Below are 15,952 nucleotides of genomic sequence, written 5' to 3' on the forward strand. Positions count from 1 at the left end.
ATTTAACGCCCTCCTTCCAACCACGGGAAAAATCTGCGGTGACAATAAGCAAATGTGCGATCCGTTAGTAATCCAAGCAAGCCAATGGCGATAATCCCTACGAAAATCAGATCTGTATTGAGGAACCGCTGCGCTTTCATAATAGAGAACCCTAGTCCGCTGCTAGCCGCAACCAACTCAGCTACAACGAGATATGTCCAAGCCCAACCAATGATTAATCGCATAGTGTTCATTAAATCCGGCAGTAGAGCAGGAATAAGCACCCTCTCGATGACTTGCCAACGGTTCGCACCAAGGGTATAGGAGGTTTGAAGCAAATCATTGGATACCGAACGTGTATTATCGGCCACCATCAGCATGAGTTGGAAGAAGCAGCCGATGAAAATGACGATAACCTTTGCCCATTCACCAATCCCTGCCCAAACCATAATGAGCGGGATGAAAGCCGTCGCAGGCATATACCGGATAAACTCTGTCGGAGGAACGAGCAGCGCTTCAGCGAAGCGAAACGTACCAGCCAAAATGCCAAGCGGAATACCCAGTAAACAAGCAAGCAGAAAACCTGCCCCTACTCGAAAAATACTAATACCAACATGGTTCCAGAAAACAGAGCTCTGTAGCTGAATTGCAAACTGACGAAGTACTTGATCCGGTGTAGGCAAGAACGTGCGATTTACAAAATCACCATAACTGAGCACACTCCAGAAGAGCATAGCTATCACAACAACGAGCACGACACCGGATGTATATGTTCTACGGCTAATATCGCCCCGTATGGCAAACAAAGTTGATTTGCGTCTTTTTTTCACCATGGTGTCCATTTAGAGCCCTCGCTCTCCAGTTGTTATTTCTTGCGTTCCTTCAGCACTTCTTCTACAAAGTGTCCATCTAAGAAGCTTTCCGCCTTCGGAATGGAAGTTAGCATGTCTAATCCCTTCAAGAACTCAGCTGTCTTCTGCGAAGTGAATTGCAGGGATTCTAAGTTATCACCCTTTTGAAAGGCTTTTACATTATCTTCAAGTTGGAAAATCTTAACGCTATCCACACCAGCTTTATATTCATCAACCGGCGTCTCTGCCGCTTTGGCCATAATTTTCAAAGACTCTTCTGGATTGGCCTTCCAGTAATCCAAAGCATCGAACCAAGCGTTGATGATTTTTTTCACATCTTCCGGACGATTCTTCGTTATTTCTTCTTTGAAAACTAGCAGATCAGGGATAAGTCCCGGTGTATCCTTGGAGGAAAATAATAGCTTGCCTTTGCCCTCCTGAATCGCCTTGCTTAGGAACGGCTCCCATAGCACCGCGGCATCCAAATTGCCTGAAATGAAAGCAGGTCCTGCATCGTTAACCGTCATATTCGTGTAAGCAACATCTTTCTCGGCAAGCCCCGCCTTTTCAAGTGCGGTAAGCATCAGAAGGTGATCAACCGTTCCCAGCTCAGTCGCTACTTTCTTACCCTTCAAATCCTTCAATGAATTAATGCTCGGCTTCACAACAACACCGTCTCCGCCATTGGAGTTATCGTTCACCAGCACAGCCTTGAGTTTAATCCCTTTACTTGCTGGAGCAAGCGTATCGCTTAAAGTTTGGCTGTTCGCATCGACTTTACCAGACGCCAATGCCGATAAGGAATCACTGTATACCGGGAACCAAACGAGGTCAACGTTAACCCCATTTTTCTCAAAGAAACCCTTTTCCTTCACTAAATACCATACAAACCAACCCGGCCATGGACTGAGTGCCAATTTAATCGGTTCTCCGCTTTTTCCTGTTGTCGTGCTTGTTGCCCCTTTGCCCGTACATCCGCTAACTACTGTAAAAACCAACAGCATCGCCATCATCAGAAATATTACTCTTTGTCTCATTCCGATCTCCCTCTCCATTTGTACTGGTAAAAAGAAAAACCCGGAACGATATCATATTCTGATATCCTCCCGGGCTTTTATCCCTCCGTGTGCACGATGAAGCTCACCGTGTGTCTTCTCTTGGACCTGACCAACAGCCTTCATTCTGTCGCGGAACCCTAGAAAACAAGTTTGCTATAAGGTTGGTACTTCGATGTCTTACATTTGTCTTAATCATACTTACATCCGACTTGTATGTCAATATATATAACACAAATAAATAATGGGTTGTCAAAATAGCTATTTGTGTAATAATATATAACATATATTGCGAATAACGGAGGTGTATACGATGTACTCGATTCATTTCCACATCACGATGTTAGATAATCAGCCTATTCAACCTAAACCTGTTGCATTAGCGGAACCTTCTGTTTCTGATATTCAAGAAGGACATCCCCTATCCGAGCATCCTCTCCTGATTTCCCCTATAAATAATCAAGCAGCCACCCAAGCTGATAGCCTGCCCGCTGACTAGCCTCATACCCCTACAAAGCCCATCAGGGAGATCCTCCTGATGTGCTTTTTCTGTGTGCGGGGTTTTATCGAAAATACCCAATTCTCCCTCTTTGTACAACATTTTGAGCCTTTTGTTGCAAAACGGTCTGTTTATGGCTGAATTGTTGTACATTAGAGACCGTCGATTCATTCATTCGCGGTAGAATACTGTTGTAAAAAGTGCAACAATTACTGCCTAGATCCAGCCTTTCACCTCTCGATGTTGAATATTGTACAACAATTTGGCCCAATATAGACGATTTCACAACAACTGTGCTCAAAATGTTGTACGAAATGCAACTTCAAGTTGCAAAATAGCCTTTTGGCGTGTGAATTGTTGTAGAAAATACAACATTGGTAATCACTATAGCCCAACTGCCCTCACGAAAGCTGAATGACTCTAAAATCACATTTTAGAGTTGTGAATCAATCGATAGTGTCCATTATGCAACAAAGTAGGGAGAGGCGCGATTGGTAGAAATATGACGATGGATTCCTATATAAGACACATCAGTGTAAAACAAAATTTGACGAATGAAATCCGTGGTTACCAGTGTCAGAGGTCTAGCTGAATTCTTCCGGCGTAAAAAAAAGCCCGACACCCTGAAGATCAGGGTATCGGGCTTTATCCTTATTAAGCGGAGTTTACACGCCTAACCATTTTTTGAACATATGTTTCGTTGTATCTGCATTCAGTGCTGCGATCGAAGTCGTCAGTGGAATGCCTTTCGGACAGGAGCGTACGCAGTTCTGCGAGTTACCGCAGCCTTCGATACCGCCATCTGTCATCAACGTATCCAGACGCTCGTCTTTGTTCATTTCACCCGTTGGATGAGCATTGAACAGACGAACTTGTGAAAGCGCGGATGGTCCGATAAAGGAGTTCTTGTCGTTCACGTTCGGACAAGCCTCAAGACAAACGCCGCATGTCATACATTTGGAAAGCTCGTATGCCCATTGACGTTTCGACTCCGCCATACGAGGTCCTGGTCCAAGATCATACGTACCGTCGATAGGAACCCATGCTTTGACTTTCTTCAAAGCAGTGAACATGCGTCCACGGTCGATAACAAGGTCACGCATAACAGGGAACGTGCTCATTGGAGCTACGCGAATCGGCTGCTCCAGCTTATCAACAAGAGCCGAACAAGCTTGACGCGGCTTACCGTTGATAACCATGGAACAAGCTCCGCAAACTTCCTCGAGACAGTTGGACTCCCAGCATACAGGCGTCGTCTTGTCACCCTTCGCATTCTTCGGATTACGCTGTACTTCCATCAAACCGCTGATGACATTCATATTGGAGCGATAAGGAATTTCAAATTCCTCGGTATAAGGTTTGGAATCTGGACTCTCTTGACGAGTCACGATAAACTTCACTGTTTTTTGTGCGCTTAGTGTCTCAGCCATGATTAATGTCCTCCCTTTTTCTTCTCCGTGGAGTAATCACGTTTCCGCGGTGCAATCAAAGATACATCGATATCTTCATAGCTGATTTTCGGACCATCTGGCGTCCAATCGGCAATTGTTGTTTTCATGAAGTTTTCATCATCACGCTCAGTGAATTCTGGCTTGTAATGCGCGCCACGGCTCTCGTTACGCAGCAAGGCGCCAAGTGTCATCGCTTCAGCCAACTCGAACATGTTCCAGAGCTGACGTGTGAACGCAACCCCTTGATTGTTCCAACGAGCTGTATCTGTGATGTTAATGTTGTTGTATCTTTCTTTCAAATCCTTGATCTTGCCAATCGTATCTTCGAGACGATCATTGTAACGAACAACCGTCATGTTAGCATTCATCATGTCGCCAAGCTCTTTATGGAGAACATAGGCATTCTCCGTACCATTGTTCATTTTGAGCAAGTTCTCGTAACGGTCTGTATGACGTTTCTTCTCGCGATCGTATACGATCGAGGACGTATCATCAGCGTGCTTCTCTAAGCCGCGGATATACTCAACCGCTTTAGGACCGGAAACCATTCCGTCATAGATGGCCGAAACGAGCGAGTTTGCACCAAGACGGTTCGCACCGTGATGTTGATACTCACACTCACCAGCAGCGAATAAGCCGGGAATGTTCGTCATCATGTTGTAATCAACCCAGATTCCGCCCATGGAATAGTGAACCGCAGGGAAAATTTTCATCGGAATTTTACGCGGATCGTCGCCCATGAATTTCTCGTAGATTTCCATAATTCCGCCAAGCTTAATATCAAGCTCCTTCGGATCTTTATGAGAAAGATCGAGGTAAACCATGTTCTCGCCATTAATACCAAGCTTCTGGTCTACGCACACCGAGAAGATCTCACGAGTTGCAATATCACGCGGCACCAAGTTACCGTACGCCGGATATTTCTCTTCTAGGAAGTACCAAGGCTTCCCGTCTTTGTATGTCCAAATACGTCCGCCTTCACCACGCGCAGATTCAGACATCAAGCGAAGCTTGTCATCTCCGGGAATCGCCGTCGGGTGAATTTGGATCATTTCACCATTCGCATATTTAACACCTTGTTGATATACAGCACTTGCTGCCGTACCTGTGTTAATAACTGAGTTCGTTGTTTTGCCGAAAATGATACCAGGACCGCCTGTAGCCAAGATGACCGCGTCGGATGGGAATGTTTGAATTTCCATGCTCCGCAAATCTTGTGCTGCAATACCACGGCAAACGCCATCATCATCGAGAACGGAACCAAGGAACTCCCAATGCTCGAATTTCGTTACAAGACCAGCTGTTTCCCAGCGGCGTACTTGCTCATCGAGTGCGTACAAAAGCTGCTGCCCTGTAGTAGCGCCTGCGAATGCCGTACGATGATATTTGGTACCGCCGAAACGACGGAAGTCCAGAAGACCCTCTGGTGTACGGTTGAACATAACGCCCATACGGTCCATTAAGTGAATAATGCCTGGAGCCGCATCGCACAAAGCTTTAACAGGTGGTTGATTTGCTAAGAAATCTCCACCGTAAACTGTATCATCAAAGTGCTCCCACGTGGAGTCGCCTTCGCCCTTCGTATTCACCGCACCGTTAATGCCGCCTTGCGCACATACGGAGTGGGAACGTTTAACAGGAACCAAGGAGAACAATTGCACATGTACCCCGGCCTCTGCTGCCTTAATTGTCGCCATGAGTCCCGCAAGGCCTCCGCCGACGACGATAATTTTTGAATTAGCCACTTCTGTTCACCCTCCCTTAATGCCCCGTATGCGCTTCTACCGGAAGCTGAAATTGCGTATCTGTAAATGCAGTCAATGACATAATAAACATCACGGCCATGACAACGAACAAAGCCATCCAGATGATGGATGAAAAGCGCTGCGCGCGCGGTCCAATTGTAATTCCCCAGCTAACCAAGAACGACCACATGCCGTTACAGAAATGGAATGCTGCGGATAGCGTACCGATGACATAGATCGTAAACATAACCGGATTCGTCACGATATCATGCATCGTCCTGCCAAGCTCTTCGTGCGCTACGTTACCGAATGCAACTTGCAAGCGGGTCTCGAAGAAATGCCAAGCAACGAACAAGAATGTGATGACACCAGTAACACGTTGAAGCATGAACATTTGATTACGGAAATAACCATACTGCGAAACGTTGTTACGCGCTTGATACGCTACATACAGACCATATACCGCATGATAAAGAAGCGGTATCCAGATTCCGAAGATTTCTAGAAACAGCACCAATGGCAAGCCATTTAACCAGTTAATTTGATCCACGAACGCGCCTGGTCCCTTTGTTGCTTCATAGTTCGTGAGCAAATGCTCAATAAGAAAGAAGCCCACAGGAATTACGCCAAGCAAAGAGTGGATCTTTCGAAAGTAATACGAATTACCCATAATTGAACCAATTCCCCCCTCATAAAAATTCATTCATCATTTATCCGACATTATCAGACAAGACAAGCCACATACCATTGTACTCTCGCCGCAAACGAGCGTCAACCCATAATCATCCAAGCCTATTTTGCCAAATCAGTGAATGATTATACACCTTCGTCCAAGAAATGTGAATAAAAAGTGACATGTACATCGTACCTCTTTCATGCTTATAATGGAAGTGCCGTTTTTTTATATACACTTATAACTAATACACATATGCATTGCGCTGAAGGAGACGATAGAAACATGGAACTCTTGGATGTTTTTGCTGTTGTTGTCGAACAAGTAAGCCTCAATAAAGCATCTCAGTTATTAAACATCTCACAACCGGCTCTCTCTCGCAAAATAATGAAGCTCGAGGAAGAGCTGGGCGTAGAACTTTTTAACCGTAAAGGTAAAAGGCTGGAGCTGACCAAAGTCGGTCAAATTTGCTATGACCATGCCTTAGAACTGCGTCATCTGGAGCGCAAGTTCAAGCAAGCGATCCAAACCTATAAAGCGGCGGGCAGCCACACCTCGATTACCATAGGAGCAAGCCTGACAACGCTGCAAACAACGCTACCGGATCTCATCACGGACTACTTGCAGGATTACCCACTGACAGAAATTAAGCTGCTTACGGGTAAGACGCACGAGATTGTTACCATGGCGAAAGAAAACAAAGTGGATATCGGTATCGTCGCTTCCCAAATTAATGCTTCCAGCCTCCATTGCGAGCCTTTATTCGATGATCACTTATGTCTGGTACTTCCTCTAGGGCATTCTCTTATCGATCACACCACCATCACAATGAACGACTTAAATGAATTGCCGATGATTCTCTTCTCCAAAGGCACTTGGTATCGCATTTTGATGGATGAGCTATTCAACCGTTATACCATATTGCCCAACGTACAAATGGAGATAGACTCCTTCGAAGCCATCATCCGACTCGTTTCAACCTGCAAAACGGCAACATTGCTTCCAAGATCCTATTTACGAGAAGATTTAATACGTAATAATGAATTGATTTTGCGCAATCTTGTCGAATTAGAACAGACCAAGCGAACGACTTCACTCATTTACTCGGACCATACAGCGGATAATATGACGTCTATGAAATTTATAAATCAGGCAATCAATTACTTCGCCAAGCAGAAATAAAACCTGCATTGGTTAATGAAAAAAAGCGGTAAATGGGGATTCACCCTATTTATCGCCTTTTCATCTTTATTTTAACCTTTCTAATAAACAAACTTGTAACCTACACCCCAAACCGTCCGAATCCACTTAGGTTCTTTGGGATTGTCCTCAATCTTTTTACGAAGGTTAGCAATATGCACATCAATGGCCCGGTCCGTCACCAAACTGTCGAATCCGCGAACCGTTTGCAGTAAATCTTCTCGGCTATATACGCGACCAGGATGATTCACAAAGCATTTCATAATTTCGAATTCCGAGTAAGTCGTCTCTACGAGAGTACCATGAACACGCATAGAACGCGTATTCGGATTGAGTGTAATTTTCTTATCGATATCCAAGACTGCCTCTAGTACCGCAGTTGTTGATCCCCCAGCTGCTCCCGTTACTTGACGAGTGTTCATACTCGATTTCAAATACAAGTTGGAGCGCCGAATAAGAGCGTGAACTCTCGCACTCATTTCATGCATACTGAACGGTTTACACATATAGTCGTCCGCACCTGCCCCGAGCGCGTTAACGCGTTCAACGACTTTATTTTTCATCGAGACGATCATAATAGGTATTTTGGAGGTTTCCCGAACTTGTCTGCATAAGGTAAGACCATCCATATCAGGCAGCATCAGATCAAGCAAAATTACATCCGGATTAAACTGAGAGACTGCTGCAATGCCTTCTGCCCCATTTGCTTTTCTTATGACATGAAATCCTTCTTCACTTAAATACATAGTGACCATATCGCCGATCATGGCATCGTCTTCAATTATTAATACCTTATACATGGGGAGTCCACCTTCAGTTAGAAATTCTCTTGTTGTATATGTACTCGCAAATTTATTAATTGAATAGTCGAATGGCGATCAAAGAAATTTATATTAATCATGGTTGTCGGGATCGTCGGGCTTTATTTCAAGACCCAGTTTACGCGCCACATAAGCAGTTGTGCTTGCCTGAAACAAAATGGTTATAAGCACGGCCATGAACGTAACACTGGCAATAAGATCACTGTGCTGAACGCCCATCCCAGCTACCATTCCGGATAACGCCGCGGGTATAACACCTGTCTCTCGAACCCAGAACATGAACAGAATTTCATTTCGTTTCCACTTTGCTTTACGATCCGGCCATGTACAGATCAGAACTGTAAGCGGCCGCGCGATAAACATAAATACAAAGATAACGCCTAGGCTTGTCCAGAAATGCTCAAAGATTAATGGGAAGTTCACTTGACTGCCTAGTAAGATGAAAATGAGCATGCGCATGATGACCGTAATATTTTCTGAAAAATGCTCCATTTCAAGCTGTTTATCATTCATTTCCAGCTTAAAAGTACCTGCATTCCCCCAGATCAATCCCGCTGTAAAGGTCGCCATAAAACCGCTTACACCAATTGCTTCTCCCGCGATATAAGCACCAAGTGAAGTCACAACCATCGCTATTGTTGCATAGTCTCTTAGGTGACCAAGCTTCAAATGTGCCGTCAGGAAAGTCATCACATACCCAATGACCGCACCAACTAGAAGCCCCCCCAGTGCTGTCTTCACAAAATCAATGACACCCGAAGCAACAGAAACCTCTTGTGTACCCAGAATAATCGCTAATAAAGAAAAAGTTAGAATCGAAGCCGTCGCGTCATTAAAAGCAGATTCACTTTCAACCGTTTCACGCACTTTCGGACGGATTTTGACTTGTTTAAACACTGGGATCAGGGTTGCAGGATCCGTTGAAGCAATAATAGCTCCCAGCAATAAGGCATAAAGCCAAGGCAAATCCAGCAGCAAATGCGCGACTACCGCTACTGCGCCGCATGTGATAAGAACGCCAGGAACACTGAGTAAACTTACAGTAAGCCATACCTTGCGAAGACCAGAGAGTCTGATATTGCGCCCTCCATCGAAGAGGATTAAGGTAGAGCCAACGACAAGGATGAATTGATTCGTAAAAGATGTGCTGGATTCTGTAATCCAATGAAAGGCTTGTCCCACCAGCATACCTGCAATAAGGAACAGAGCAACGTCAGGAAGCTTCAACCATTGTGCCACTTTCCCAGATATCATGCCCAATCCAAAAATAAGCACAAGCAAAATAATAACATGTTCAATTAGGATCGAGGTTGTATTTTCCATTATCCGATGACTTCACTTTCAAATTTATCAATTTGATTGTTGGTTCCGATGATGACCATCACATCATTCTCATTTACGATATCACCCGCTGTAGGTGCAATGATAATCCCATTTTGTTTATTGATAGCCACAATGCTGCAGCCATACTTAGCACGAGGGTCCAGCTCTCTAAGAGCAAAGCCACATAGATTCTTAGGGACAGACAATTCCACGATCGTATACTCTTTGGAAATCTCAATATAGTCCAGAAGGTTAGGGGACACCAGTTGATGGGCAACACGAATTCCCATATCTCGCTCCGGATAAATGACGCGGTCAACACCAAGCTTATTCAGTACTTTGCCATGCAATTCGGACAATGCCTTAGCGACAACCTTTTTGATCCCCAAATCTTTAAGAACAATGGCCGCTAGGATACTCGATTGAATATCATCTCCAATGGCTACAACAGCGCAGTCGAAATTTCGTACGCCTAATGATTTCAATACCTCTTCATCCGTCGCATCCGCAACTACCGTATGGGTAAGCACAGAACTCAGCTCATCAACGACTTCTTCATCTTTATCAATACCCAACACTTCATAACCAAGCTTTATGAGTTCTTTGGAAATACTGGCTCCAAAACGACCCAGCCCGATTACGACATATTGATTTTTTTTCATGTTTCTAGTTCCCCTTATCCAATCGTGATTTTACCCTCTGGGTATCTAAATAGTTCTTTCTCTTGCTTTGGCTGTAAAGCATAGGCTAGTGTGATGGGTCCTAGTCGCCCAGCAAACATCGTCAAACTTATGAGGATCTTCCCAAATGTTGTTAATTCAGGCGTCAAACCCATAGTCAAACCTACGGTCCCGAAGGCGGATGTCACTTCAAACAAAATTTTCAATAACTGTGCATCCTCTGTCGTCGATAAGAGCATCGTGACAATGATAACTAAAAATAAAGCCATCATTGTTAAGGTAATAGCCTTGAGAATACGATCCTTAGCCAAACGATATCGGAAAATAACAATATCCTCTTTCCCACGGATCATCGTCACTATAGCACTAATTAGAATCGTAAATGTCGTTGTTTTAATGCCCCCGCCTGTTGAACCGGGAGAAGCTCCAATAAACATAAGAATGACAATGAAAAATTGAGAAGCTTGGCGAAGTGCCCCAATATCAACCGTATTCGGCCCAGCCGTACGAGGGGCAACCGATTGGAAGAAGGAGGCTAATATTTTCCCGCCTAAATCCAGCGAACCCATGGTTCTGATATTGGTATATTCGAATATAAAGATGATAATAGCTCCAAACACAATAAGGAAACCTGTCATGCTAAGTACCACTTTGGAATGCAGGGAAAGCTTCTTCTTAGTCTTATAGTCCATCAAATCAGACATAACAATGAAACCAATCCCCCCAAGCACGATAAGCGCCATAGCAACAAAGTTTACTACGAAATCATTCACATAGCCGGTTAGGGATACGAATGGCGCATCGACCGTCCCAAATAAATCAAAACCAGCGTTATTAAACATGGAGATGGCGTGCCAAATACCGAAGTAAAGGGCTTTTGTAAATCCCAAGTCAAACGTCCAACGAATCGTAAAAATCACGGCTGCAATCGCTTCAATCGATAACGAATAAATAATTACTTTACGGATGAGTCGAACAATACCTTCCATACTGCCTTGGTTAAAAGCCTCTTGCAGAACTAGCCGTTCTTTTAACGTGATTTTTTTACGGAAGGCAAAAGCGATTAGAGTCGACATTGTCATGAAACCCAATCCGCCGATTTGAATCAAGCTCACAATGACGATTTGCCCAAACATCGTGTAGGCACTCCCTGTATCCACGACGACCAAACCTGTCACACATGTTGCCGAAGTCGCTGTAAACAACGCATCAATGAAAGCAATCGAATGTCCCGTTGCCGAAGCAAAGGGAAGCGTCAAAAGCCCTGCTCCTAAGAAAATAATCGCAGCAAATCCGAGAACGAGAATTTGTGGAGGCGTTAATCGCCAAATATTCATTTTTTTAATCATAATGCCTCCTGTGTTTGCAAAAACGACATAAGGATTTCCAATACGTTAACGGTAGGGTTCCCCCGTTATTATTTAGAAATTCCGAACGTATCCAATTGATAGGTATTATATAATTGTTTTTAATTCTTTACCACTAAATTGGCTTTCTTTTTAAACTATGATAACGTGAAAGATGTGATTTCAGAATCGGAAATGTAGAAGGGAACTCACTATGATTAGGCCAAAATTAAATCGTTTTCTCCTCTTCCTTGCATGCATTGGAGTTGCTCTTTACTTGGGAATATCCGCATTATACGGCCTTCAGGCCGAAGAGCCGACGGCAGCAGACAACCCTTCTATCACGAAGCAGCAGGCTGCGGATCATGCAGCTCAATTTGTAAGTGAGCGCTACAATTTGCATAACCCGCAAACCTACGTTGTTTATCAGTCCAAGAAGGACCGAAGCGGTTATTTGCAAAAGGAGCATTTGTTAGAAAACTATTTGAAGGACTATGGGGAGCGTTACCCCATTGATTATTATCAAGTAAGCGTAGAAGACACCAAGACCAACCGTCAATTTGAAGTTGAGATTAATTACATGAATGCTTCCGTTATTGGATGGCGTGAAACGCAAAAAACCTCCGATCAAGCAATCATCAGTAAGCAGAAAGCAGACATTTTGGCCAAGCAGGAGATTCGGCAGCAAGGATTTGAACCGGAAGACTTTGCACTCATAGATAAACGGACTGCCGAAGACGACCCAAACCATGGAACAACCTTATTTTATGAAAAGCAAACAAAACCGCTCGGTGAAGCAAAGTTACAGGTTCGAGTTGATTTCGATGACAAAAATCTGACCGGTTTTAACGTGTTGTTCAGCTTACCTGCGTCACATCAAGTCTGGATCGATCAGCAGGATCGCTCCGCATCTATCATGACTTGGATTTCCATGGGCTTCACACTCATCATGACCATTGCCGCGATTGTATTTGCCATCATCTATAGAAAACATATGAAATTCAGTAGAGGCCTGCTATTAACAGCCATTTTTTTAGCCATTTATATCACCAACAACTTTAATATGTACCCTGCTTTTAGATCTATGAGTGGAGCTCTGAACGATCAATTCGCAACATGGGCTGCTATTATTTTCATGAATGTAGTGACTGTCCTGCTCGGCATCTCTCTCTACCTAGCTCTTGTAGCAGGTAATGGATTGTGGAATTCAATCGGAGAGCGGAAATGGCCGGCTTGGAAGGAATCATCGTTTGGAGCTGAGGTTTATAGCGGCATGGGGCGCGGCTATTTGCTGGCTTTCTTCATCCTAGGCATTCAGCAGGTGCTCTTTTACACAGGTGAAGTGAATTTTGATGTTTGGGCTGTGAACGATCCGTCCGATTCTGTTCTTAATATGGTAGAACCTCGATTCTTCCCGCTTATGGCCTGGGTTGCTGCCATATCTGAAGAGGCGACTTACAGGCTGCTCGGCATCATTCTATTCAAAAAGCTGTTTCGCTCCAACTTTATTGCGATTGCCATTCCCAGCGTGATTTGGGCGGCAAGTCATACCCAGTATCCAATTTATCCAGTCTATACTCGGCTAATCGAGGTCACAATCATAGGCATTATTCTAGGTTATGTCTTCCTAAAGTATGGTTTCATTACCGCCGTTTTCGCCCATGCCTGCATGGATAGCATCCTCATGGGGATGTCCCTCTTCTACCTCGGACATGTAAGCGATGTGCTTGCTGGTATTTTCTACATCCTGCTGCCTGGTTTGATCGGCTTGCTGCTAGCCTGGCTGCATGCAAAAAGGCGGGGTCCCCTTATTCCTGGGGAGCCGCCGCCTCGCCTTGAAGCGCTTTGAGAATTTCGTTAGCTAATTTCTCACCTATACCCAGAGGCTTGAAGTCTTGAACTTCAGCCTCTTTTATTTTGCGCACGGAGCCAAAGTGCTTAAGCAATGCCTTCCGGCGCTTCTCCCCGATGCCGGGAATCGCGTCGAGCTGTGAGACAACCATCGACTTCGCCCTTGTTTCGCGGTGGAACGTAATCGCGAAGCGGTGAACCTCGTCTTGAATCCGCTGCAGCAAATAAAACTCCTGGCTATCACGCGGCAATGGCACAACTTCTGCGGGATCTCCGATCATGAGCTGCGCTGTTTTGTGCTTCGCGTCCTTCACGAGTCCACAGATCGGAATGAACAGGCCTAATTCATTCTCCAGCACGTCGACTGCCGCTGAGATCTGCCCTTTCCCTCCGTCTACGACGATCAGATCAGGCATTGTTAGATTGTCCTTAAGCACACGCTCATACCGCCGGCGAATGACCTCTCGCATCGTTTCGTAGTCATCCGGGCCAACGACCGTTTTGACTTTGTACTTGCGGTACTCCTTACGATCGGGCCTGCCGTCCACGAAGACGACCATTGCCGAAACCGGGTTCGTCCCTTGTATGTTCGAGTTATCGAATGCTTCGATGCGTCGAATCGTTCCCGTGCCGAGCCACTCTCCAAGATTCTCGACCGCCTTGGTCGTGCGGCGCTCATCGCGCTCTACCAAGCGGAATTTCTCATCCAGCGCATTGCGGGCGTTGTCTTTGGCCATATCGACCATTTGCTTCTTCAACCCTCGCTGCGGGATATGCACTTTGACCTTGAGCCAGGATTCCAATGCTTCGCGGACATCCTTCTCTTCGGCCTCTACTTGAGCTACAACTTCAGCAGGGACCTCAGCTGGAATTTCAATTGTGGCTTCAGCGGAAGGTTCAGCATCAGTAGGAGCAGTAGTAGGAGCGACTGCCACCTGTACCGGCATCGTCGGCAGGAAGATCTCCTTAGGCAACGCCGGATTATCGCTGTAGACCTGAGTAACGTAGGTGATGAAGTCATTGTACTCATCACCGTAATATGGGAACAGCGAGACGTGACGCTCGATGAGCTTCCCTTGACGCATGTACTGGATATGCACAGCCATCCAGCCCTTGTCGACCGCGTAACCAAAGACATCGCGGTCTAGCGCATCTGCCGTCGTGATCTTCTGTTTCTCCATCACGGCGTCGATGTTCATGATATGATCGCGCAGTTCCTTGGCGCGCTCAAAGTTCAGTTCCTCCGCTGCGGCCAACATTTTGGCCGTCAGCTCTTCCTTAATAACGTCGTGTCCCCCGTTCAGGAAACGGCTGATCTCTTGCACCATCCGCTCGTTCGTTTCGGCGGATACGTCGAATTCGCAAGGCGCCAGACACTGCCCGATATGATAGTATAGGCATACTTTCTCGGGCATTGTCTTGCACTTGCGCAGTGGATAAAGCCGGTCCAGCAGCTTCTTCGTCTGCTGGGCCGCAAAGGCATTTGGATAAGGGCCGAAGTACTTGCCCTTATCTTTAAACACCCGCCGCGTGACTTCTAAGCGCGGCTGCTCTTCATGTGTAATCTTGATGTACGGGAACGTCTTATCATCCTTCAAGAGTACGTTGTAGCGAGGATGATGCTGCTTAATCAGATTACACTCAAGAATTAAAGCCTCCATGTTTGAGGAGGTAATTATATATTCAAAGTCGCGGATTTCGCTGACTAGTTTTTGCGTCTTCGCACTGTGGCTGCCCGTGAAGTAGGAGCGCACACGATTCTTCAGTACTTTCGCTTTTCCAACATAAATGATCGTACCTTCGCGGTTTTTCATGATATAGCAACCTGGCTTATCCGGTAATAAGCTCAGCTTGTGTTTAATTACTTCCAGACTCTGTTCGCGGACTCCAGCGTCCTCATGCTCATGCTCGGTCATGCATCCAATCTCCTCTCGCACAAAAACTTACCCCATATTTCCCCGTTAAGTTCGTACTTTCTAAGCCCTCTAAGTACCTAAGTTCTAAGTTTCCAAGTTCACAATTCCTAAACTCCAAGTTCCCAAGCGCTTAAGCTACAAGTTCCCAAGCTCCTAATTTCCCAAGTTCCCAAGTTCCTAAGTTCCCAAGTTCCCTAGCTCCTAAGTTCCCAAGTTCCCAAGTTCCCAAGCTCCCAAGCTCCCAAGCTCCTAAGTTCCCAAGCTGCAAGTTCCCAAGCTCCCAAGCTCCTAAGTTCCCAAGTTCTCAAGCTCCTAAGTTTCCTTGCTCCTAACTCTTCCTAAGTTCCTAGGTCCCCAATGTTGTACTACGTACAACATTTACACCTTAAAACAAGCCATTCCGCCGCTAATCTTGCATTTCATACAACAATTTCAGCTAAATATGAGAGTTACAGAGGAATTGAGCCATTTTTGTTGTACAAAATACAACATAATCGTCTAAGCAGCCGCCAATTATAAACGCTCCCCTACAGAAAACAAAAAAAAGCTCCTTTTCAGCATA

13 protein-coding genes and 1 riboswitch are annotated in these 15,952 nt (G+C 45.2%); of the genes, 3 read left to right on the forward strand and 10 right to left on the reverse strand.

What is annotated here, in order from left to right:
• Window positions 1-2 precede the first annotated feature (2 nt).
• Together ASD40_RS33740 and ASD40_RS33745 are read right to left on the reverse strand one after the other, a co-directional pair.
• A complete protein-coding gene (locus ASD40_RS33740; protein WP_235549489.1) occupies window positions 3-821 on the reverse strand; it encodes an ABC transporter permease in 819 nt (272 codons plus the stop codon).
• Between the two features lie 23 nt (window positions 822-844).
• Window positions 845-1,867, reverse strand: a complete 1,023-nt coding sequence (locus tag ASD40_RS33745) for an ABC transporter substrate-binding protein (protein WP_057307529.1) — start codon at window positions 1,865-1,867, stop codon at window positions 845-847.
• A gap of 64 nt (window positions 1,868-1,931) precedes the next feature.
• A riboswitch (guanidine-I (ykkC/yxkD leader) is annotated at window positions 1,932-2,040 on the reverse strand.
• A 158-nt stretch (window positions 2,041-2,198) separates the two neighbouring features.
• On the opposite strand from ASD40_RS33745, the gene ASD40_RS33750 reads away from it, so the two are divergent.
• Window positions 2,199-2,384, forward strand: coding sequence for a hypothetical protein (locus ASD40_RS33750; protein WP_057307530.1), 186 nt, complete (start codon window positions 2,199-2,201; stop codon window positions 2,382-2,384).
• Between the two features lie 665 nt (window positions 2,385-3,049).
• Here the strand turns inward: ASD40_RS33750 and sdhB are convergent.
• The 3 genes from sdhB to ASD40_RS33765 are packed head-to-tail and all read right to left on the reverse strand — an operon-like array spanning window position 3,050 to window position 6,250.
• The gene (gene sdhB / locus ASD40_RS33755; RefSeq protein ID WP_047680827.1) at window positions 3,050-3,814 is read right to left on the reverse strand and encodes a succinate dehydrogenase iron-sulfur subunit; all 765 of its coding nucleotides are present in this window, start codon (window positions 3,812-3,814) and stop codon (window positions 3,050-3,052) included.
• A gap of 2 nt (window positions 3,815-3,816) precedes the next feature.
• Window positions 3,817-5,580, reverse strand: a complete 1,764-nt coding sequence (gene sdhA, locus ASD40_RS33760) for a succinate dehydrogenase flavoprotein subunit (RefSeq protein ID WP_057307531.1) — start codon at window positions 5,578-5,580, stop codon at window positions 3,817-3,819.
• Window positions 5,581-5,596: 16 nt separating this feature from the next.
• Window positions 5,597-6,250, reverse strand: coding sequence for a succinate dehydrogenase cytochrome b558 subunit (locus ASD40_RS33765; RefSeq protein ID WP_057307532.1), 654 nt, complete (start codon window positions 6,248-6,250; stop codon window positions 5,597-5,599).
• A 288-nt stretch (window positions 6,251-6,538) separates the two neighbouring features.
• Between ASD40_RS33765 and ASD40_RS33770 the strand changes: the two genes are divergently transcribed.
• Window positions 6,539-7,435 carry a LysR family transcriptional regulator gene (locus tag ASD40_RS33770; protein ID WP_057307533.1) on the forward strand — a complete coding sequence of 299 codons (897 nt, stop codon included), beginning with the start codon at window positions 6,539-6,541 and terminating at the stop codon, window positions 7,433-7,435.
• Window positions 7,436-7,515: 80 nt separating this feature from the next.
• Here ASD40_RS33770 and ASD40_RS33775 read toward each other — a convergent pair whose 3' ends face one another.
• The 4 genes from ASD40_RS33775 to ASD40_RS33790 form a co-directional block, all read right to left on the reverse strand.
• A complete protein-coding gene (locus ASD40_RS33775) occupies window positions 7,516-8,253 on the reverse strand; it encodes a response regulator transcription factor (RefSeq protein ID WP_057307534.1) in 738 nt (245 codons plus the stop codon).
• A 93-nt stretch (window positions 8,254-8,346) separates the two neighbouring features.
• Window positions 8,347-9,597 carry a cation:proton antiporter gene (locus ASD40_RS33780; RefSeq protein ID WP_057307535.1) on the reverse strand — a complete coding sequence of 417 codons (1,251 nt, stop codon included), beginning with the start codon at window positions 9,595-9,597 and terminating at the stop codon, window positions 8,347-8,349.
• Window positions 9,597-10,259 (reverse strand): potassium channel family protein, encoded by a 663-nt coding sequence (locus tag ASD40_RS33785; protein ID WP_057307536.1) that lies wholly within the window; start codon window positions 10,257-10,259, stop codon window positions 9,597-9,599. Before ASD40_RS33785 ends, ASD40_RS33780 begins: the two co-directional genes overlap by 1 nt.
• Window positions 10,260-10,273: 14 nt before the next feature.
• Window positions 10,274-11,626, reverse strand: coding sequence for a TrkH family potassium uptake protein (locus ASD40_RS33790; RefSeq protein WP_057307537.1), 1,353 nt, complete (start codon window positions 11,624-11,626; stop codon window positions 10,274-10,276).
• 274 nt (window positions 11,627-11,900) lie between these two features.
• Between ASD40_RS33790 and ASD40_RS33795 the strand changes: the two genes are divergently transcribed.
• Window positions 11,901-13,472 carry a CPBP family intramembrane glutamic endopeptidase gene (locus tag ASD40_RS33795; RefSeq protein ID WP_162251361.1) on the forward strand — a complete coding sequence of 524 codons (1,572 nt, stop codon included), beginning with the start codon at window positions 11,901-11,903 and terminating at the stop codon, window positions 13,470-13,472.
• Here the strand turns inward: ASD40_RS33795 and uvrC are convergent.
• Window positions 13,432-15,390 (reverse strand): excinuclease ABC subunit UvrC, encoded by a 1,959-nt coding sequence (gene uvrC, locus ASD40_RS33800; protein ID WP_057307539.1) that lies wholly within the window; start codon window positions 15,388-15,390, stop codon window positions 13,432-13,434. The two genes, ASD40_RS33795 and uvrC, sit on opposite strands and share 41 nt — an antisense overlap.
• Between the last annotated feature and the right edge of the window lie 562 nt (window positions 15,391-15,952).

It is taken from the genome of Paenibacillus sp. Root444D2, assembly GCF_001426375.1.
GTDB lineage: Bacteria > Bacillota > Bacilli > Paenibacillales > NBRC-103111 > Paenibacillus_E.

What these genes read in the sequence shown, in the direction of transcription:
- ASD40_RS33780 (WP_057307535.1), bottom strand. Translation starts at nt 9,597, where the DNA reads ATGGAAAATACAACCTCGATCCTAATTGAACATGTTATTATTTTGCTT.
- ASD40_RS33770 (WP_057307533.1), top strand. Translation starts at nt 6,539, where the DNA reads ATGGAACTCTTGGATGTTTTTGCTGTTGTTGTCGAACAAGTAAGCCTC.
- ASD40_RS33790 (WP_057307537.1), bottom strand. Translation starts at nt 11,626, where the DNA reads ATGATTAAAAAAATGAATATTTGGCGATTAACGCCTCCACAAATTCTC.
- ASD40_RS33775 (WP_057307534.1), bottom strand. Translation starts at nt 8,253, where the DNA reads ATGTATAAGGTATTAATAATTGAAGACGATGCCATGATCGGCGATATG.
- sdhB (WP_047680827.1), bottom strand. Translation starts at nt 3,814, where the DNA reads ATGGCTGAGACACTAAGCGCACAAAAAACAGTGAAGTTTATCGTGACT.
- uvrC (WP_057307539.1), bottom strand. Translation starts at nt 15,390, where the DNA reads ATGACCGAGCATGAGCATGAGGACGCTGGAGTCCGCGAACAGAGTCTG.
- ASD40_RS33745 (WP_057307529.1), bottom strand. Translation starts at nt 1,867, where the DNA reads ATGAGACAAAGAGTAATATTTCTGATGATGGCGATGCTGTTGGTTTTT.
- ASD40_RS33750 (WP_057307530.1), top strand. Translation starts at nt 2,199, where the DNA reads ATGTACTCGATTCATTTCCACATCACGATGTTAGATAATCAGCCTATT.
- ASD40_RS33785 (WP_057307536.1), bottom strand. Translation starts at nt 10,259, where the DNA reads ATGAAAAAAAATCAATATGTCGTAATCGGGCTGGGTCGTTTTGGAGCC.
- ASD40_RS33740 (WP_235549489.1), bottom strand. Translation starts at nt 821, where the DNA reads ATGGACACCATGGTGAAAAAAAGACGCAAATCAACTTTGTTTGCCATA.
- ASD40_RS33765 (WP_057307532.1), bottom strand. Translation starts at nt 6,250, where the DNA reads ATGGGTAATTCGTATTACTTTCGAAAGATCCACTCTTTGCTTGGCGTA.